The organism is Streptacidiphilus sp. MAP12-16 (assembly GCF_041262165.1).
Taxonomy (GTDB): domain Bacteria; phylum Actinomycetota; class Actinomycetes; order Streptomycetales; family Streptomycetaceae; genus Streptacidiphilus.
This window is the reverse complement of sequence record NZ_JBGCBY010000002.1, coordinates 359,655-374,938: the sequence shown is the minus strand read 5'-3', so window position 1 is coordinate 374,938 and position 15,284 is coordinate 359,655. Positions and strand designations below refer to the sequence as shown.

At 70.8% G+C, this 15,284-nt stretch carries 12 protein-coding genes and 1 pseudogene; 3 read left to right on the top strand and 10 right to left on the bottom strand.

Annotated features, from left to right (window positions below):
* Positions 1-52 precede the first annotated feature (52 nt).
* From ABIA33_RS03670 to ABIA33_RS03645, 6 genes and pseudogenes are all read right to left on the bottom strand, one after another.
* Positions 53-1,927, bottom strand: a complete 1,875-nt coding sequence (locus ABIA33_RS03670) for a PT domain-containing protein (RefSeq protein ID WP_370076850.1) — start codon at positions 1,925-1,927, stop codon at positions 53-55.
* A gap of 741 nt (positions 1,928-2,668) precedes the next feature.
* Positions 2,669-3,340: pseudogene (locus ABIA33_RS03665) on the bottom strand (NADPH-dependent F420 reductase); the annotation flags it as partial.
* Between the two features lie 149 nt (positions 3,341-3,489).
* Positions 3,490-4,167: a response regulator gene (locus ABIA33_RS03660; protein WP_370076848.1), complete on the bottom strand. Its 678-nt coding sequence runs from the start codon at positions 4,165-4,167 to the stop codon at positions 3,490-3,492.
* Positions 4,164-5,444, bottom strand: coding sequence for a sensor histidine kinase (locus tag ABIA33_RS03655; protein WP_370076846.1), 1,281 nt, complete (start codon positions 5,442-5,444; stop codon positions 4,164-4,166). Before ABIA33_RS03655 ends, ABIA33_RS03660 begins: the two co-directional genes overlap by 4 nt.
* An 88-nt stretch (positions 5,445-5,532) precedes the next feature.
* Positions 5,533-6,378, bottom strand: coding sequence for an ABC transporter permease (locus ABIA33_RS03650; RefSeq protein WP_370076844.1), 846 nt, complete (start codon positions 6,376-6,378; stop codon positions 5,533-5,535).
* On the bottom strand, positions 6,375-7,340 hold the full coding sequence (locus tag ABIA33_RS03645) for an ATP-binding cassette domain-containing protein (protein WP_370076842.1): 966 nt from the start codon (positions 7,338-7,340) through the stop codon (positions 6,375-6,377). The genes ABIA33_RS03650 and ABIA33_RS03645 overlap by 4 nt, the downstream gene beginning before the upstream one ends.
* Positions 7,341-7,785: 445 nt before the next feature.
* Here ABIA33_RS03645 and ABIA33_RS03640 point away from each other — a divergent pair, with 445 nt between their 5' ends.
* Positions 7,786-8,895, top strand: a complete 1,110-nt coding sequence (locus ABIA33_RS03640) for an AbfB domain-containing protein (protein ID WP_370076840.1) — start codon at positions 7,786-7,788, stop codon at positions 8,893-8,895.
* Here ABIA33_RS03640 and ABIA33_RS03635 read toward each other — a convergent pair.
* The 4 genes from ABIA33_RS03635 to ABIA33_RS03620 form a co-directional block, all read right to left on the bottom strand.
* On the bottom strand, positions 8,876-9,937 hold the full coding sequence (locus ABIA33_RS03635) for an aldose 1-epimerase (RefSeq protein ID WP_370076837.1): 1,062 nt from the start codon (positions 9,935-9,937) through the stop codon (positions 8,876-8,878). The genes ABIA33_RS03640 and ABIA33_RS03635 overlap by 20 nt on opposite strands.
* Positions 9,938-9,984: 47 nt before the next feature.
* The gene (locus ABIA33_RS03630; protein WP_370076835.1) at positions 9,985-10,761 is read right to left on the bottom strand and encodes an ATP-binding cassette domain-containing protein; all 777 of its coding nucleotides are present in this window, start codon (positions 10,759-10,761) and stop codon (positions 9,985-9,987) included.
* Positions 10,758-11,792 carry an ABC transporter permease gene (locus tag ABIA33_RS03625; protein WP_370076833.1) on the bottom strand — a complete coding sequence of 345 codons (1,035 nt, stop codon included), beginning with the start codon at positions 11,790-11,792 and terminating at the stop codon, positions 10,758-10,760. The genes ABIA33_RS03630 and ABIA33_RS03625 overlap by 4 nt, the downstream gene beginning before the upstream one ends.
* Positions 11,793-11,924: 132 nt before the next feature.
* Positions 11,925-13,061: a substrate-binding domain-containing protein gene (locus tag ABIA33_RS03620; protein ID WP_370076831.1), complete on the bottom strand. Its 1,137-nt coding sequence runs from the start codon at positions 13,059-13,061 to the stop codon at positions 11,925-11,927.
* 194 nt (positions 13,062-13,255) lie between these two features.
* On the opposite strand from ABIA33_RS03620, the gene ABIA33_RS03615 reads away from it, so the two are divergent.
* Both ABIA33_RS03615 and ABIA33_RS03610 read left to right on the top strand, forming a co-directional pair.
* The gene (locus ABIA33_RS03615) at positions 13,256-14,263 is read left to right on the top strand and encodes a LacI family DNA-binding transcriptional regulator (RefSeq protein WP_370076829.1); all 1,008 of its coding nucleotides are present in this window, start codon (positions 13,256-13,258) and stop codon (positions 14,261-14,263) included.
* Positions 14,256-15,272: a carbohydrate kinase gene (locus ABIA33_RS03610; protein ID WP_370076827.1), complete on the top strand. Its 1,017-nt coding sequence runs from the start codon at positions 14,256-14,258 to the stop codon at positions 15,270-15,272. Before ABIA33_RS03615 ends, ABIA33_RS03610 begins: the two co-directional genes overlap by 8 nt.
* Positions 15,273-15,284 lie beyond the last annotated feature (12 nt).

Genomic DNA, 15,284 nt, shown 5'->3' with positions numbered 1-15,284 from the left:
ACCGCGAAGGCACCCCATCCAGGTGTTTGTCGGTCAGGCGGTGGTGCGGTGGTCAGCGGGTGCCGTAGAAACTCCCGGATACCTCGACCTGGTTGCCGGCCGCCGTCGCCGTAACGTCGTAGGTGTCATTGCCGACGTCCCGGTAGCCCTGGGCGTGGCTGTACTGGGCGGCGAACTCGTAGCCGCCCGCAGCCAGGGTGAGGCCTGGTTTCAGGATGAACTCATAGACGAGCGCGCCGTCCTGGCGGGTCGCGGTGGTGACCAGGTCGTCGCCGGGGACCGTGGACCAGGCACCGGTGCACACCAGCCCCGGGGTGAGTGCCACTCGGAGTCGGACGTCCAGGGCAGTGACGGCCAGGTCGTTCCTCAGGATGAGGTCGCTCTGCCCCCAACTGTCGTTGCTGTGGCTGTCGATCGAGGCGTCCGACCAGAGGAAGCCCTGCTGCACCCAGGTGACCCAGGTCGGGCTCGGCGTCGCCGACACGGTGGGCCCGGGCGAAGCGGACGGCGTGGGTGTCGCCACGGCCGTCGCGGTGGCGATTGCTGATGCCGACACCAGCGGCGGCGCGGTGCCGACGACCGACCCGGCGGACTGCTGCAGGCTGGGGCTCGCGGGTGGGCGCTGAGCAGGGCGCGACGCGTTCTGGGCGGACGTGGAGTGATCGCCGGACATCACGATCGCGCTCAGCCCCGCGATCACCACTGTCAGCAGAGCCGCATAGAGGACCGCGGCGCGGATCCATGTGCGGTCCGCGACGCCCGGGTGTCGCGGACCGTGCTGCTCACTGCGGTGCGTCGGCCGCAGGCCGGTGGCCCGCGCGCGCAGGCGCACCTGCCGGATGACGTCGGCCGAGCCGGTCAGCCGGTGCCGGCTGGCGGGCCGGGCGGCGGGCTGGCCGGTGGGCTGGCCGGTGGGCTGGCCGGTGGGCTGGCCGGTGGCCCGACTACTCCTGCGGCCGCGGCGGTTGAGAAGCTGCTGCCGGCTCCAGCGGACTCGAAGCATTTCCGTCAAACGGGCAGGCGCCTCCCGGTTGTCCTGGACCAGGGCCGCCAGCCGCTCGCGACCGCGTTCGTCCCACCCGGTGTCGAAGGCGCTGGTCGCCGTCGCAAAGGCGACAAGGAGTTCGGCGGCCGTGCAACGTCCGCGCGGTTGAGGTCCCTTCGCTCTGGCCAGTACCGCGTTCAGCCGGTCCGGCACGCTGTCCGGCACGGCATCCGGCGCGCTGCCCGGCGCGGCGTCCGGCACCGGCACGTCCCTTCGCGGCGGGAGCAACGCGGCGAGCAGTCGGCCGGGGGCGAGGCACGCCGCGAACAAGTCGGCTGCAGCGGCGAGGTCCTCGGCCATCGCGGCGCTGCGTTCGCCGGCAGGGGCTGCCGCGCCTTCCGCAGCGACCTGTGCGGATGAGGCGGCGTCAGGTGATCCCGGTCGGGTCACCAGCCCGACGTCGACCAGCACGCACACCCCGTCCGCACCGACCAGCACCTGGTCCGCGCGTACGCTTCGGTGCGGCACCCCCTGCTGGTGCAGTGCGCACAATGCGGTCAGCACATCGGTGACAACCGTTGCGGCGGTCTGCGTGTCCAGGCCCCGGGGGCGCCGGTCCAACAGCGCCGACAGCGGGGCGCTGTCGAAGAACCGGCGGATGACCGCGACGATCCGCCCCGTCGCGTCGACGACATAGCGCTCCGGCGGCGCGATCCGACGCTCCGTCAGACCCGCGAGCGCCACCGCTTCGCCCGGATACGCCGACTGAAAGCCCGGATCCGAGACGAGCCCGTCATCGAGGCAGTGCACGACCGCCAACGTCCCGTCCTGGTCGCGCAACAGATGCGAAGTCCCGGCCTCCCGCTGGGATATCCGTTCGCCATCCTGGCCGACGAGACCCGTCGGCTGCGACGAACTCCGGGGCGCCATCCCAGTGGTCACGTATGTCCTCCCGCGTAGAGTGCTGGTCAGCATCGCCACACGATTCCGAGTTGTCCAGTACCGGTCAGTAATTCACTCCATTGGGTGAAATGTCAACGGTCGACGCGGAGCCGACGGCTGACCGGAGTGGAATACCCGGCCTTTGCGAGAAGGATTCACGATCTGATTAACAGTCAGCTGCGTTTCGTCGACCCAGTGCGGCCGCTGCCACCGACGAGCTCCGAGCGGTCGGCGAGACCTGCGACGCGGCCGCCCCGACCCGTGCCCCGCCGACCCGCCGTCAGCCGATCCTCCCTGGTGGACGGTCAGCTGACGGCGCCGGCCGGAGGGCGAGGGCGGGCTTCGGCGACAAGAGGCGGACGATCGAGTTCCGCTGCAGCGTTGACATGTTCGCAGCAGGCGGCGGATACTGCGAGGCGGCGCTGCGCCGCTTCCTGGAAATGATGCGCGGCCGCAGGGAATTGTTCTGAGCTGTCCCACGGCGAGGTGACGTGAGTTTCCCGGAAGCTGCCACCGAATGCTGGCACGAATGTTGGCAAGCGGGCAGCTTTCGGCATTCAGTGACACCTTCCGGCCCGGCACTGGAGGTTGTATGGCGGCATCAGCGCACGGTTATGCCATACAACCGCATCATGCAGTTGCCGGCCGTCCTCGGGGAACACTCGTGAACAGCCGTGCCGCCGATTGCATTTCGCATACGGCTGGAAATTCCGCGCACCGGCTGCCCACCGATCCGGAGGATCAGCCGCGGAATTGCGGGAGCCGTTCGGGACTGGCCTCGGCGAGCGCCTTGGTGATCGCCTCCACGCCGGCGACGAGACCGTACACGGGGGTGCCCGGCTGCTGCCGCCAGGACTCGTCCAGGCTGCCGGCGTCGACGGTGTCGAAGCCGATCTCGTCGATGAGCGCGCGGACCACCTGCTTGGCGGCCTCGTCGTCCCCGGCCACCGGCAGGGCGACTCGGCCTGGCGTGCCCTTGGGCTGCGGCTTGTCAATGATGTCGAAGGCGTAGGTCCCGTTGAACGCCTTGACCACGGTGTGGTCGAGGTGCCGCGCGGTCCACCTGCTCTCGGTCACGCCCTCCTCGATGTCAGCGATCCGCCCGTCGCGCTGCTGCGGGTAGTAGTTGCCGGTGTCGATCACCGCGAAACCGTCGGCAGCGCCGGCGAACAGCCCGCTCGGCAGGTCCGGGATGTTCTTCAGCGGGATCGTCACCACGACGACCGCCGCTCCGTGCGCTGCCTCCTGGACAGTGACCGGCGTCGCGCCGGTCTCCGCGGCCAACTCGGCCAGCGTGTCCGGGCCGCGGCGATTGGCGACGGAGACCTCGTGCCCCAGCGCGGTGAGTCGACGGGTGAGGTTGCCGCCGATATGTCCGGCCCCGATGATGCCGATCTTCATGAGCGAGCCCTTCCGTTCATTGGGTGACGGACCGTGAGCACACTCCTACTCCGGCCGCAGGCATCGGAACCCGCCCCACCGCGCCCCTATTCCCCGGTACCCCCGAACGGGCACCGAACCCTGGCCGGCCGGCTCAGACCGACCGGCACATGGTGGCTGGCTCAGCTCGGCTCGTTGGGGCGGGTCAGGCCGAGGTCGTAGGCCAGGATCACGGCCTGGATCCGGTCCCGGGCCCCGATCTTCGCGAGGACCCGTCCGACATGGGTCTTCACCGTGGACTCGGACAGCACGAGGCGTTCGGCGATCTCGCCGTTGGTCCAACCTCGGCCGACGGCAAGGAGGATCTCGCGTTCGCGTTCGGTCAGTGCGCGCAGCCGTGGGTCGTCGGCGGTCTTCCCGTCCTCGGGGTGGCCGGGCAGGTGCTGGGCATAGGCGTCGAGGAGGCGACGGGTGAGCCCGGGGGCGATGACGGCATCCCCGGAGGCGACGGCGCGGACGCCGGCCAGGAGCTCCTCCGGAAGGGCGTCCTTGAGCAGGAAGCCGCTGGCTCCGGCGCGCAGCGCGGCGTGGGCGTACTCGTCGAGGTCAAAGGTGGTGAGCACCAGGACCCGTGAGCGTCCGCCGCCGGCGACGATGCGGCGGGTCGCCTCGATGCCGTCCATCCCGGGCATCCGCACGTCCATGAGGACCACGTCCGGGCGCAGTTCGGCGACCTTGCGCACGGCCTCGGCGCCGTGTGCCGCCTCGCCGACGACCTGGGTGTCGGGGGTGCTCTCCAGCAGCATCCGGAAGCCGAAGCGCTGGAGCGGCTGGTCGTCCACGATGAGCACGGTGGTCATGACCCTCCGTCCTGCGGGGTGAGGTCGAGCAGAGCCTCGACGGTCCAGCCGCCGCCGGGGCGTGGTCCGGCGGCGACGGTGCCGCCGTAGAGTGCGGCGCGCTCGCGCATTCCGGCGAGTCCGTGTCCCTCCCCGGCGGGCCCGGCCGGGCTCGGGGCCCCGGCCGGCGGGCCGGTGTCCTCGACCCGGATGCGGACCTCCTGGCCCACGGCGGCCAGCGTGAGTTGGGCTCGGGTGTCGGTGCCCGCGTGCTTGAGCGTGTTGGTGAGCGACTCCTGGACAATGCGATAGACCGTCAGTTGCACGCCGCGGTCCAGCGCTTCGACGTTCCCGACGGTGCGGTAGACGACCTGGGGACCGGCGGAGCGGACGCGCTCGCACAATGCGTCGAGGTCGGCGATGCCGGGCTGCGGGCTGAGCTGTGGGCCCGGTTCGCCGGTCGGGGTGCGTTCGCGAAGGACGCCGAGCATCCTGCGGAGCTCGCCGAGCGCCTGGCGCCCGGTGCCGGCGATCAGCTGGAGCGCTTCCTTGCTGCGCTCGGGAGCCAGGTCCGCCGCGTAGGCGCCGCCGTCGGCGAGGCCGATGATGACGGAGAGGTTGTGGCCGATGATGTCGTGCATCTCGCGGGCCACCCGGGTGCGCTCGGCAGCGGCGGCCAGTTCGGCGCGCTGGTCGCGTTCGACCTCCAGCCGAGCGGCGCGGTCGCGCAGCGCGGCCAGGTAGGCCTGCCCGGTCCGAAGCCCCAGCCCCAGCGCCACGGCCGCGATGGCCGCGTTGCACAGGAAGAACAGTGCCGCGGCCACGTCCACCAGGGTGGACACGCGTACGGCCACCAGCACCAGCGCGCCGACGGTGATGCCGCAGGCCCAGGGCAGCAACCGGAGGCTGCCGTGCCTGGCCAGCGTGTACAGGGCGAGGAACAGGGCGACGTCCGTGCGCAGCCACACGTTCACGGACCACTGCAGCAGGAACACCGCCGCGATCACCGCGAAGACTGTGAACGGCGCCCTGCGCCGCCACAGCAGCGGCAGGACCAGCGCGGCCTGCAGGGCGAGCATGCTCGCCACGGGCAGCCCGGCGTTCCGCAGGGACTCCTGCCGGGGACCGTCGTGCAGCAGGTCGGGGAGGCCGGTGACCAGGAACACCACGAGCACCAGCGCGGCGTCCAGCAGCCACGGCCGGTGCTGGTCGACCTGCCGCAGCCGCCGTCCGGCGCGGGTCAGCCGGGCGACCTGGGGGTGCCCCCAGATCGGATCCACCGTCGTCACGCGTTCCACCTGTCCATCGTGGTCCATCGCGGGCGAATGCCCGCCCGGCGACACCCCGGGGTGGGTTTCTCTCCCGGGGTGTCGCCGGTTCACGGCCTCAGGCGTCGGTACGCACCAGACGGTAGGCGGCGCCGGCCAGTGCGAGCACGGTCCAGCCGGCGAAGACGGCTAGGCCGGCTCCGGGGGTGAGCGTGTTCGCGGCGTGGTGCAGGGCGAACATGGACTCGCCCGCGTTGCTGGGCAGGTACTGGCTGATGTCGTTCTTCCAGGAGCTCGGCAGCAGCGATACCAGGCCGGGGACCAGCATCAGCGCGCCGACCAGGACCGAGATGCCGCCCGCGACCGAGCGCAGCAGCGCGCCCAGGGCGACGCCGATCACGCCGATGAGTCCGAGGTAGAGTCCCGCGCCGAGCAGGCTGCGCAGCACGCCCGCGTCGGAGAACGAGAGCGCGGCGTGCGTCCCGGAGACGATGCCGCTGCCGAACAGGAAGGCAGCGAACGCGCCGAGGGTCCCGACGATCAGGGCGACCACGCCGTAGACGCCGGCCTTGGACCACAGCACCGGCAGGCGGCGCGGGACGGCGGCGAGCGTCGAGCGGATCATCCCGGTGGAGTACTCACCCGCAGTGACCAGCACACCGAGGACGCCCAGCGCCAGCTGGCCGAAGCTGATCCCGAACAGCGAGAGGCTGACCGCGGTGGCGCTGGCGAAGTCCGGATCCATGTGGCCGCCGGAGGTGACCATGGACTTGTAGCGGGCCGTGGCGATCAGGCCGAAGCCGAGGACGAACAGCAGCGCCAGGCCCAGGGTGATCCAGGTGGAGCGCAGCGACCAGAGTTTGGCCCACTCGGCGCGCAGGACGCGGGGCCCGGTCACTTTGTAGGGGGGACGTGCCGCCTGTGCGGGCGTGGTCGTGGGGGCTTGGGTGGTCACGGTGCTCATGCTGCGCTCCCGGCGGTCTCAAGGGTCTCCGGTGCCGGCGCGGCCCCGGCGAGCGTGGTGGCGCCGTGGTACTCCACGGCGTCGCGGGTCAGCTCCATGAACGCCTCCTCCAGCGAGACGGTCCGCGGGGTCAGCTCGAACAACGCGATCCCCGCCGCGGCCGCCTTCATCCCGATCGACCGAGCCGCCATCCCGGCCACCTCAAGCTCCTCCGAGCCCGCCCGGCCGGTGATCTCCACACCCGGACCCGCCAGCACCTCACGCAACCGCGCCGGATCCTCGCTGGCCACCTTCACCGTGTCACCACCGGCCTGGTTGACCAGGTCGTGCACGGTCGTATCAGCCAGCAGCCGACCGCGCCCCACCACGATCAGATGATCCGCCACCAGCGCCATCTCACTCATCAGGTGCGAGGACACAAACACCGTACGGCCCTCGGCGGCCAGCCCGGTCAGCAGGTTGCGGATCCACAGCACACCCTCCGGATCCAGACCGTTGACCGGCTCGTCCAGCATCACCGTCGCCGGATCCCCCAGCAACGCCGCCGCGATCCCCAAACGCTGACCCATCCCCAGCGAGAAGGCCCCCGCCCGCTTCCTCGCCACCGTCTGAAGGCCCGTCAACTCGATGACCTCCTCCACCCGACGACGCGGAATCCCATGCGTGAGCGCCAGGGTGTTGAGATGGTTGAACGCAGAGCGACCCGGATGGATCGACTTCGCCTCCAGCAGCGCACCCACCTCCTGCAACGGCGCACCATGCTCGGCATACCGACGCCCGTTGACCCGCACCGACCCACCCGACGGCGCATCCAACCCCACGATCATCCGCATCGTGGTCGACTTACCCGCACCGTTCGGCCCCAGGAAACCGGTCACCGTACCCGGCTTGACCGTGAAGTCCAGCCGATCCACCGCCGTCTTCTCCCCGTACCGCTTCGTCAGCTGATGCGCCTCGATCATCGAAATCATCCCTCGCTCGGGTACCAGGACACGCGGGCCTGCCGTGGAGCCTGCCTCACCCTGAACGGTAGGGGCCGCGCCGCCGGAATCCGTGGTACCCAGGGGCTGACCTGCGGTACGGCTGTGGTACCGGGGTACTACGCGTCCGCCTCGCGGAAGAGCCGGGAGCACCGGGACCGCCGGAGGCAGCCAGGACCGAGCCCCCCGCAGCCGCCCCTCATGCAAGCCCCGGCCGGCCGGTCAGCCCTCGCGACTGAGAGGCGGGAACGGGAATTCGTCAGATTCGAGCCATATCTGACTGAACGACGGATATCGTAGGCGCCTGCCGCCCGGCCGAAACCCGGTGTCCCGGGCGGCGGACGACCTCGGCCTGCAGTGGTCCCCCCACCGGGACAAGCGGTCGATGCCACGCCAACTCCGCAGGCCGTGCCGAAGGGTCCAGTCGATGACAGCTGACGAGCCGGAATCCGACTCCACGGTGCCGCGCTTCTCCCGGTCCATTCGGATACCCCCCTACATCGCAAGGGGCACGTTCGGCGCCGCATCGAGTCCCCTCCCCGGCGCTGCCGAACCCGCTCCGGACGTTCCGGCGCCGGCGCGGACGCCCGGAGCGGAGGAGGAGAACGTCCTCGCCGGCACGCTGCCGCACGCGTACCTCTCCGGTACCGACACGGAACCCAGCTCGGGACCGGACCGCCGGTCCAGTGGACCTCGGACGTCTCGGCTGAACCGCAACCGCTGGAGTCGCTCCCGCGCTCTGGCGACCCTCGTCGTCACCACGGCCGCCGCGGTCTCGCTGGCCGCGGCTGCCCTTGTCGTGGTCGAGGCGGCCCGGGCCACCCGCGGCCCGGTGGCATCGGGCAGCGCGCTCCCGGTGCCCGCCTCAGCCAGTTCGGCGACGACGGCCGCGTCACCGCTCGCCTCGGCCGAGGCGCCCTCCGCCAGTGCCGGGCCGAGTGCCGGCCCGAGCAGCTCCACCAGCCGGCAGGCGGCCGGCCCGACGACGAGCACAGTGCCGCAACCCACAGGCGGCGCCTCCGGCGAGCCCGTCGCCTGGAGCAGCGGCCCGTCCGCCACCCCGGCTGCCGCACCGACCATCGCAGCCGGCGGAACAGGTCTGGCGATCGGTGCGACGTCCTCGTTCGAATCGGCGGACTCCCCCGGCGCGTACTGGTACGTCGAGCACTTCTTGGGGTATCTGGAGCAGACCGGCACCATCGACGGGGCGAACGGCGCGCAGCAGGCCGCGTTCACCCTGGTCCCCGGACTGGCCGATTCGAGCTGCTACTCCTTCCGCGCGGCCGATGGCGACTACGTGCGGCACCAGAACTTCCGGATCAAACAGGCCGCCGACGACGGTACGGAACTGTTCCGCGAGGATGCGACCTTCTGCCCGTACCCGGGAGTTGTCAGCGGCTCCGTCTCGTTCGAGTCGTACAACTATCCCGGCCGCTACCTGCGCCACCGCGGTGACGAACTGTGGCTGGACCCGGACGACGGCACCACGTGGTTCCGCTCCGACGCCTCGTTCCAGGTCACCGCCCCGATCTCCTGACCCGGCGGCCGGCGTGGTCCCAGTCCGGCAGCTCACCGGAGGTGGTGGGGCGGTAGCTCACGCCGAACCGGAACCGGCGCCGCCGGCCGGGGTGGATGCGGAGCGCGGAGGCGAACTCCGCTCGGTTGAACGCGTTGGTGATCGTCTCGACCGGTTCGAGGGCGATGGAGTGGCGCCGGTCCCTGGCGAGCGTGTCCCCGGTGAACACGTGCATGTAGCCGGCCAGTTGCCACACCCGCAGTTCGCTGCCCGCCGCGCTGTCGCGCAGTACGGTCTCGGCCCGCCCGGTGGGACCGGGCCGCAGGTCGCCGAAGCACGCGTCGATGACCGCCGCACCCAGCTGACGCGGTTGGCGGAAGTCCATCGAGGGGTGGTCGTCCAGAGCGACGAACGCGTCCCGCGCCGGGAGTGGGATCAGCGCCCGGTCCGTGCGGATGAGCGTGTCGGCCGGGATCTGCAGGGTCAGGTCGTCGATGACGCCTGCCAGCCGGAAGTAGGGATGCCAGCCCGCCGCGTAGGGAGCGGGGTGCTCGCCGGTGTTGGTCGCCCGGACCTCGATGTCGATTTCGTTGCCGCTGAAGAGGTAGACGACCTCCAGATCGATCGAGAACGGGTACCCGGGGTACCTGCCGGGCCGGATCTCGGCGCTGCGGAACACCAGTCGGGCGCCGCGCGGCGACGCCTCCGCGGAGGCGAGCTCGAACAGCGCGCTGCGGGCGAACCCGTGGTAGACCTCCGCGCGGGGCGGCCGTCGGCCGGGCAGCAGGTCGTGCTCCCGGCCGTCGAACCGGTAGCGGCCGTCGGCGATCCGGTTGGGGAAGGGCGCCAGGAGGCCGTTGCGTACTCCGTCCTGGGCCAGTAGTTCCGCCTCGTCGTGGTAGCCGTCGGTCAGTTCCACCGGTCTGCCCAGCCCGCTTGCCTGCCAGCTGAGCAGCGTGGCGCCGCGTTGCGCCACGACGAGGCGCGTCGATTCGTCCGGTGCGGAGACGACCACCACGGCCTCGCGTCCGACCTGGTCGTGGGCGATGCGGAACTCAGCCACGGTCAGGCTCCCCCGACTTCACGCTGCCCGATGGGCGGTGGACGCCCTCACGACTCGGGTGCGGGGGTGAGGGTCTTGGCTCCGGTCATGATGGCCACGGCGTCCTCCATCGAGTGGGACTCGGGGGTGACGACTCCGACGCAGCTGCCGAGGCGTTGGATGTGGATCCGGTCCGCGACCTCGAAGACGTTGGGCATGTTGTGGCTGATCAGGATGACGCCCAGCCCCTGGTCGCGCAGGTCCCGGACGAGTTTGAGCACCTGCGCGGTCTCGCGGACCCCGAGGGCGGCGGTCGGCTCGTCGAGGATGACGACGCGGCCGCCGAAGGCGCCCGCCCGGGCCACCGCGACGGCTTGGCGCTGGCCTCCGGAGAGGGTCTCGACCGCTTGGTTGATGTTCTGGAGCGTGCTGATGCCGAGCCGTTTGATGTGCTCGGCGGCCTGCCTCTTCATCTCACCGGTGTCGAGCATGCGCAGCACCGAACCCAGAGGGCCTTTGCGGCGGATCTCCCTGGCGAGGAACAGGTTGCTTGCCACGTCCAGGGCCGGGGCGACGGCGAGGGTCTGGTAGACCGTTTCGATCCCTGCGTCCCGGGCGTCCTGCGGGCGCTTGAAGTGGACCTCGACGCCGTCGACGAAGATGCCCCCCTCGTCCGGGACCATGGCCCCGGACAGGCATTTGATGAGAGTGGACTTGCCGGCGCCGTTGTCGCCGATGACGGCGAGCACCTCGCCCGGGTACAGCGTGAGGTCGACGTTGCTGAGGCCGACGACCCTGCCGAACAGTTTGACGAGGCCCTTGGCCTCGAGCACGGGTGCGGTCATGACTTCACGCTCCGGATCCACTGGTCGACGGACACAGCGGCGATCACCAGCACGCCTACTGCGAGGACTTGGTAGTTCGGGTCGAACCCGGCCAGGGCCAGGCCGTTGTCGAAGACCTGGACGATGAACGCTCCGATCAGGGAGCCGAGGACGACGCCGCGTCCACCGAACAGGCTGGTGCCGCCGATGACGACCGCGGTGATGGACTCGAGGTTGGCGTTCAGACCGCTGTTGGGGTCGCCGCCCCCGACGCGTCCCACCAGGATCCAGGCGGCCACCGCGATCGCCAGGCCGGCGACCATGTAGGCGCTCAGAAGTACCCGGTTGACCGAGATCCCGGCCAGTCGGGAGGCCTCGATGTCGTCGCCCACGGCGTACAGGTGTCGGCCCCATGCGGTGTAGCGCAGCGCGAAGCCGATCACCGCGTACAGGGCGATCATCAGCAGAACGCCGTTGGTCAGGTGAAGCGAACCCAGGGAGACCGGGTCCGCGGTCCAGAGCAGGAACGAGCCCGGTGGCAGCGCGATGGTCTGGCCCTTGGCGTAGATCAGGGCGGCGGCGGTGAAGATGCTCAGGGTGCCCAGGGTCACGATGAACGGAGGCAGCTTGATCCGGGTGACCAGCAGTCCGTTGACGGTCTGTGCCGCGACGGCGAGAACGGCCCCGGCCAGGAGGGCGAGCAAGCCCGGCACGCCCTGGTCGAAAGCCAGCTTCGACATCACCAGAGAGGAGAGCACCATCACCGCGCCGATGGACAGATCGATGCCCGCGGTCAGGATGACCAGGGTCTGGCCGACGGCCAGCGATCCCACGACGGCGACCTGCTGGGCCACCAGGGAGAGGTTCTCCAGCCGGTAGAAGCGGCTGTTGAGCAGAGCGAACACCACGCCCGCGAGGACCAGGACGATCGCCGGGCTCAGGGCCGGCTGGCGGTGCAGCACGGAGTGGATGCGTTGGCTCGCGGTGGCGGGGCGGTTGAGGAACTCCTCCGCCGAGGTCGGGGTGGCGTCGCTGTCCACGTGGGTGGTCATGGTGGTCCCTTCGCCGCCGACCTGTCGGCCTGTGGCGTTCTGGTGTGGTGGGCGTCTGCGGTGGCAGGTGCGCCGGCGGGGGTCGGGTCGATTGGCGCCCGCCGGCGCACCTGGTCTGGGGGCCTGCCGTGCCTAGTTGCCCCAGCAGGCCGGCGCGGCCTGGTCCGGCGACTGGATGGTCAGGCCGGAGTAGGCCTTCGTTGCGACCAGCGCGCTGCCGGTGTCGTAGAAGGACTTGCCGTTGGTCACGCTGGGCTTGGAGCCGCCGCGGGCGAGCTTGGCGATCGAGTCCACGCCCAGGCCGGCCATCTTGCCGGGGTACTGCGCGGCGTCGGCCTGGAATTCGCCGCTGGTGACGAGCTTGAGGCCGGCGCAGCTGCCGTCGATCGCGTAGATCTGCACACCGGTCTTGCCAGCGGTCTTGAGCGCGGCGTAAGCGCCTTCGGCAGCAGGCTCGTTGATGCCGTACACCACGTTGATGCCCGGGTTGGCCGACAGGCAGTTCTCCATCGCGGTGCGCCCGCCGTCGATGGCGCCCTGGGTGGGCTGGTGGCAGGCGATGGTGTAGCTGCCGCCGGAGTAGCGCCCGGTCTTGGCCTCCTGGCCGTTCTGGGTGGTGCTGCCGGGGTTGATGCCCAGCCCCTCGAGGAAGCCGTGGTCGCGCTGGATGTCGACGGACACGACCTGGTTGTTGAACAGGTCGAGCATGGCGATGACCGCGGGCTTGCCGCCGAGCGCAGCGGCGGCGTACTGACCGTCGAGCTTGCCCGCCGCCTCGTTGTCGGTGGCATAGGTGATGTCGGCGACGCTGGGCGGGTTCGGTGCGGTGTCCAGGGCGATCACGAACAGGCCGGCCTGCTTGGCCTGGTTGAGCGCGGTGTTGACCGCGTCGCCGTTGGTGGTGATCAGGATGCCCTTGTCGCCGCGGGAGATCGCGTTGTCGATCGCGGAGATCTGGGTCTGGGTGTCGCCGTCCTTGGTGCCGGCCGCCACCGTGAGGGTGACGTTGTCCTTGGCCGCCGCGGTCTTGGCGTCCTTCTCCATGGACACGAAGTACGGGTTGGACAGCGTCTTGAGGATCAGGGATACCCCGACTGCCGATCCGGCGCCGCTGGACCCCGATCCGCTCGCGGAGGCGGTGCTGCCGCCCGACGAGCTGCAGGCCGCGAGCGCCGCCGTGAGGCAGATAGCGATGCTCCCCGCGGCGATCTGGGTGCGTCGCGTCCGGCCGCGGGACGCCGCCGAGGCGCTGCGTGCTGAGATGTCCATTTCGAAACCCTTCTGGAACCTTCGCGACCCGACACTGAGACAACGTGGTCTCGACGTAAGAGTCCACCTCGTGCGAAAGTGAGTCAAGACACAGCTAGAAGTACCTACGCAACGAGTCGGTAACGCAGCATCCGTGGGAGACAACGATGCCTCAGGGCGAATCAGGGCAGTCGAAACGACGAGGACGGCCCACCATGCGCGAGGTGGCCGTGCTCGCCGGCGTCGCCCCCAAGACCGTCTCGCGGGTGGTCAACGGGGTCAGTACCGTCGACCCCGCGATGGCCGCCCGGGTGCGTGAAGCCGCCGACAGACTCGGCTACCGGCCCAATCTGACCGCGAGCAACCTGCGCCGGGGTGACGGCCGTACAGCCACCATCGGCATGCTCGTCGAGGACGCGGCCAACCCCTATTCCGCGGCGCTCACCCGCACGGTCGAGAACATCGCGCGGGAGCGGGGCGTGCTGGTGCTGATCGGCAGCCTCGACGAGGACCCGGCCCGGGAGCGGGAGTTGACCGGGGCGCTGATCGACCGCCGGGTCGACGGCCTGGTGGTCGTGCCGGCCGGCCGGGACCAGAGCTACCTGATCAGTGAGCAGCGCGCGGGTACCTGCCTGGTCTTCGTCGACCGCGAGCCGAAGCTGCTGGACGCCGACGCGGTCGTCTCGGACAACCGGCACGGCGCGGTCACCGCGGTCAGACACCTGATCAAGGCCGGCCACCGGCGTATCGGCTACCTGGGGGACCGGGCGTCGATCCCCACCGCCGCCCAGCGCTTCGACGGCTACCTGCACGCCCTGGAGCTCGCGCATCTGGACGTCGACGAAGCGATCATCCGGCACGAGGTGGGCACCGAGGAGGCGGCCATCGAAGCCACCGGACGTCTGCTGGCACTGGCCGATCCGCCGACCGCACTGTTCACCAGCCAGAACCTGGTCACCATCGGCGCCAGCCGGGCCCTTCGCGACCTCGGCCTGCAGGAGCAGGTCGCCATGGTCGGCTTCGACGACTTCCCCCTGGCCGACATGCTCCGGCCGGGAATCTCGGTCATCGCCCAGGACATCGAGGCGATCGGCAAACTCGCCGCAGAGACGCTCTTCCGCAGGATCGACGGCGACGAGTCGCCGACCGCCACATCCGTCGTGCCGACCCGTCTGATCACCCGTGGCTCGGGCGAGATCCGAGTCGGAGCCCGCCGTGGCTGAACCCGCCCGCGCCCCCCGCCCACCCGTCGTCACGGTGATCGGCGAAGCCCTCATCGACCTGGTCCCGCACGGCGGCCCCGACGGCTTCCGCGCCCGGCCCGGAGGCAGTCCCTTCAACGTCGCCATCGGTCTGGCACGCCTGGGCCACCGCACCGCGCTGATGGCACGTCTCGCCGACAACGCGTTCGGCCGGATCCTGCGCCGGCACGCCACCGCCGAGGGCATCGACCTCACCTGCGCCCCGCACGCGACCGAACAGACCACCCTGGCCGTCGTCTCGATGGATGCCGACGCGCAGGCGAGCTACGACTTCTACCACCAGGGCACCGCCGACTGGCAGTGGACCGAGGCCGAAACCGCTCATGTCCCCGCGGATACCGCCGTGCTCCACATCGGCTCGGCCGCCTCCTGGACCGCGCCGGGAGACCAAGCCGTCCTCGCCGCCGCGGCCCGGCTGCGCCGAAGCGGCCGGGTGCTCATCAGCTACGACCCCAACGTGCGGCCCGCGCTCCTCGGCGACCCCGAGAGTGCCCGGCCCTTGATCGAACGCGCGGTCGCCGACGCGCACATCGTCAAGGCGAGCCGAGAGGACGTGGAGTGGCTCTACCCCGCCGGCATCGAACACGCCAGTGCCCGCTGGATCGCTCTGGGCGCCCTGCTGGTCGTCATCACGGACGGCGCCGACGGCGCACACCTGTTTGGCTCCGGCACCACCCCGGTGTCCCGGCCCGGCCGCAAGGCGGCACTGGTCGACACCGTGGGCGCCGGCGACGCCTTCACCGCGGGACTGCTCGGCGCCCTGGTCCGCCGCGACCTGTACACCCCCGACCTCCTCGCCCGTTCGTCCCTCGAGGACCTGGCTGCCGCCCTCGACGACGCGATCCTGGTCTCCGCGCTCACCTGCGAGCGCGTGGGCGCCGACCCTCCCACCGCCCTCCCCCGCCCCCACCTGCCCCCGAGCGCACCACTGGCGGTGACCGACCTGCGGTTCAAGGACTCAGGACACTAGGTTTCGGCAGGT

Coding starts and splice junctions, on each gene's coding strand:
- ABIA33_RS03660 (WP_370076848.1), bottom strand. CDS start 4,167: ATGACCACCGTGCTCATCGTGGACGACCAGCCGCTCCAGCGCTTCGGC.
- ABIA33_RS03650 (WP_370076844.1), bottom strand. CDS start 6,378: ATGAGCACCGTGACCACCCAAGCCCCCACGACCACGCCCGCACAGGCG.
- ABIA33_RS03645 (WP_370076842.1), bottom strand. CDS start 7,340: ATGATCGAGGCGCATCAGCTGACGAAGCGGTACGGGGAGAAGACGGCG.
- ABIA33_RS03640 (WP_370076840.1), top strand. CDS start 7,786: ATGACAGCTGACGAGCCGGAATCCGACTCCACGGTGCCGCGCTTCTCC.
- ABIA33_RS03630 (WP_370076835.1), bottom strand. CDS start 10,761: ATGACCGCACCCGTGCTCGAGGCCAAGGGCCTCGTCAAACTGTTCGGC.
- ABIA33_RS03625 (WP_370076833.1), bottom strand. CDS start 11,792: ATGACCACCCACGTGGACAGCGACGCCACCCCGACCTCGGCGGAGGAG.
- ABIA33_RS03620 (WP_370076831.1), bottom strand. CDS start 13,061: ATGGACATCTCAGCACGCAGCGCCTCGGCGGCGTCCCGCGGCCGGACG.
- ABIA33_RS03615 (WP_370076829.1), top strand. CDS start 13,256: ATGCGCGAGGTGGCCGTGCTCGCCGGCGTCGCCCCCAAGACCGTCTCG.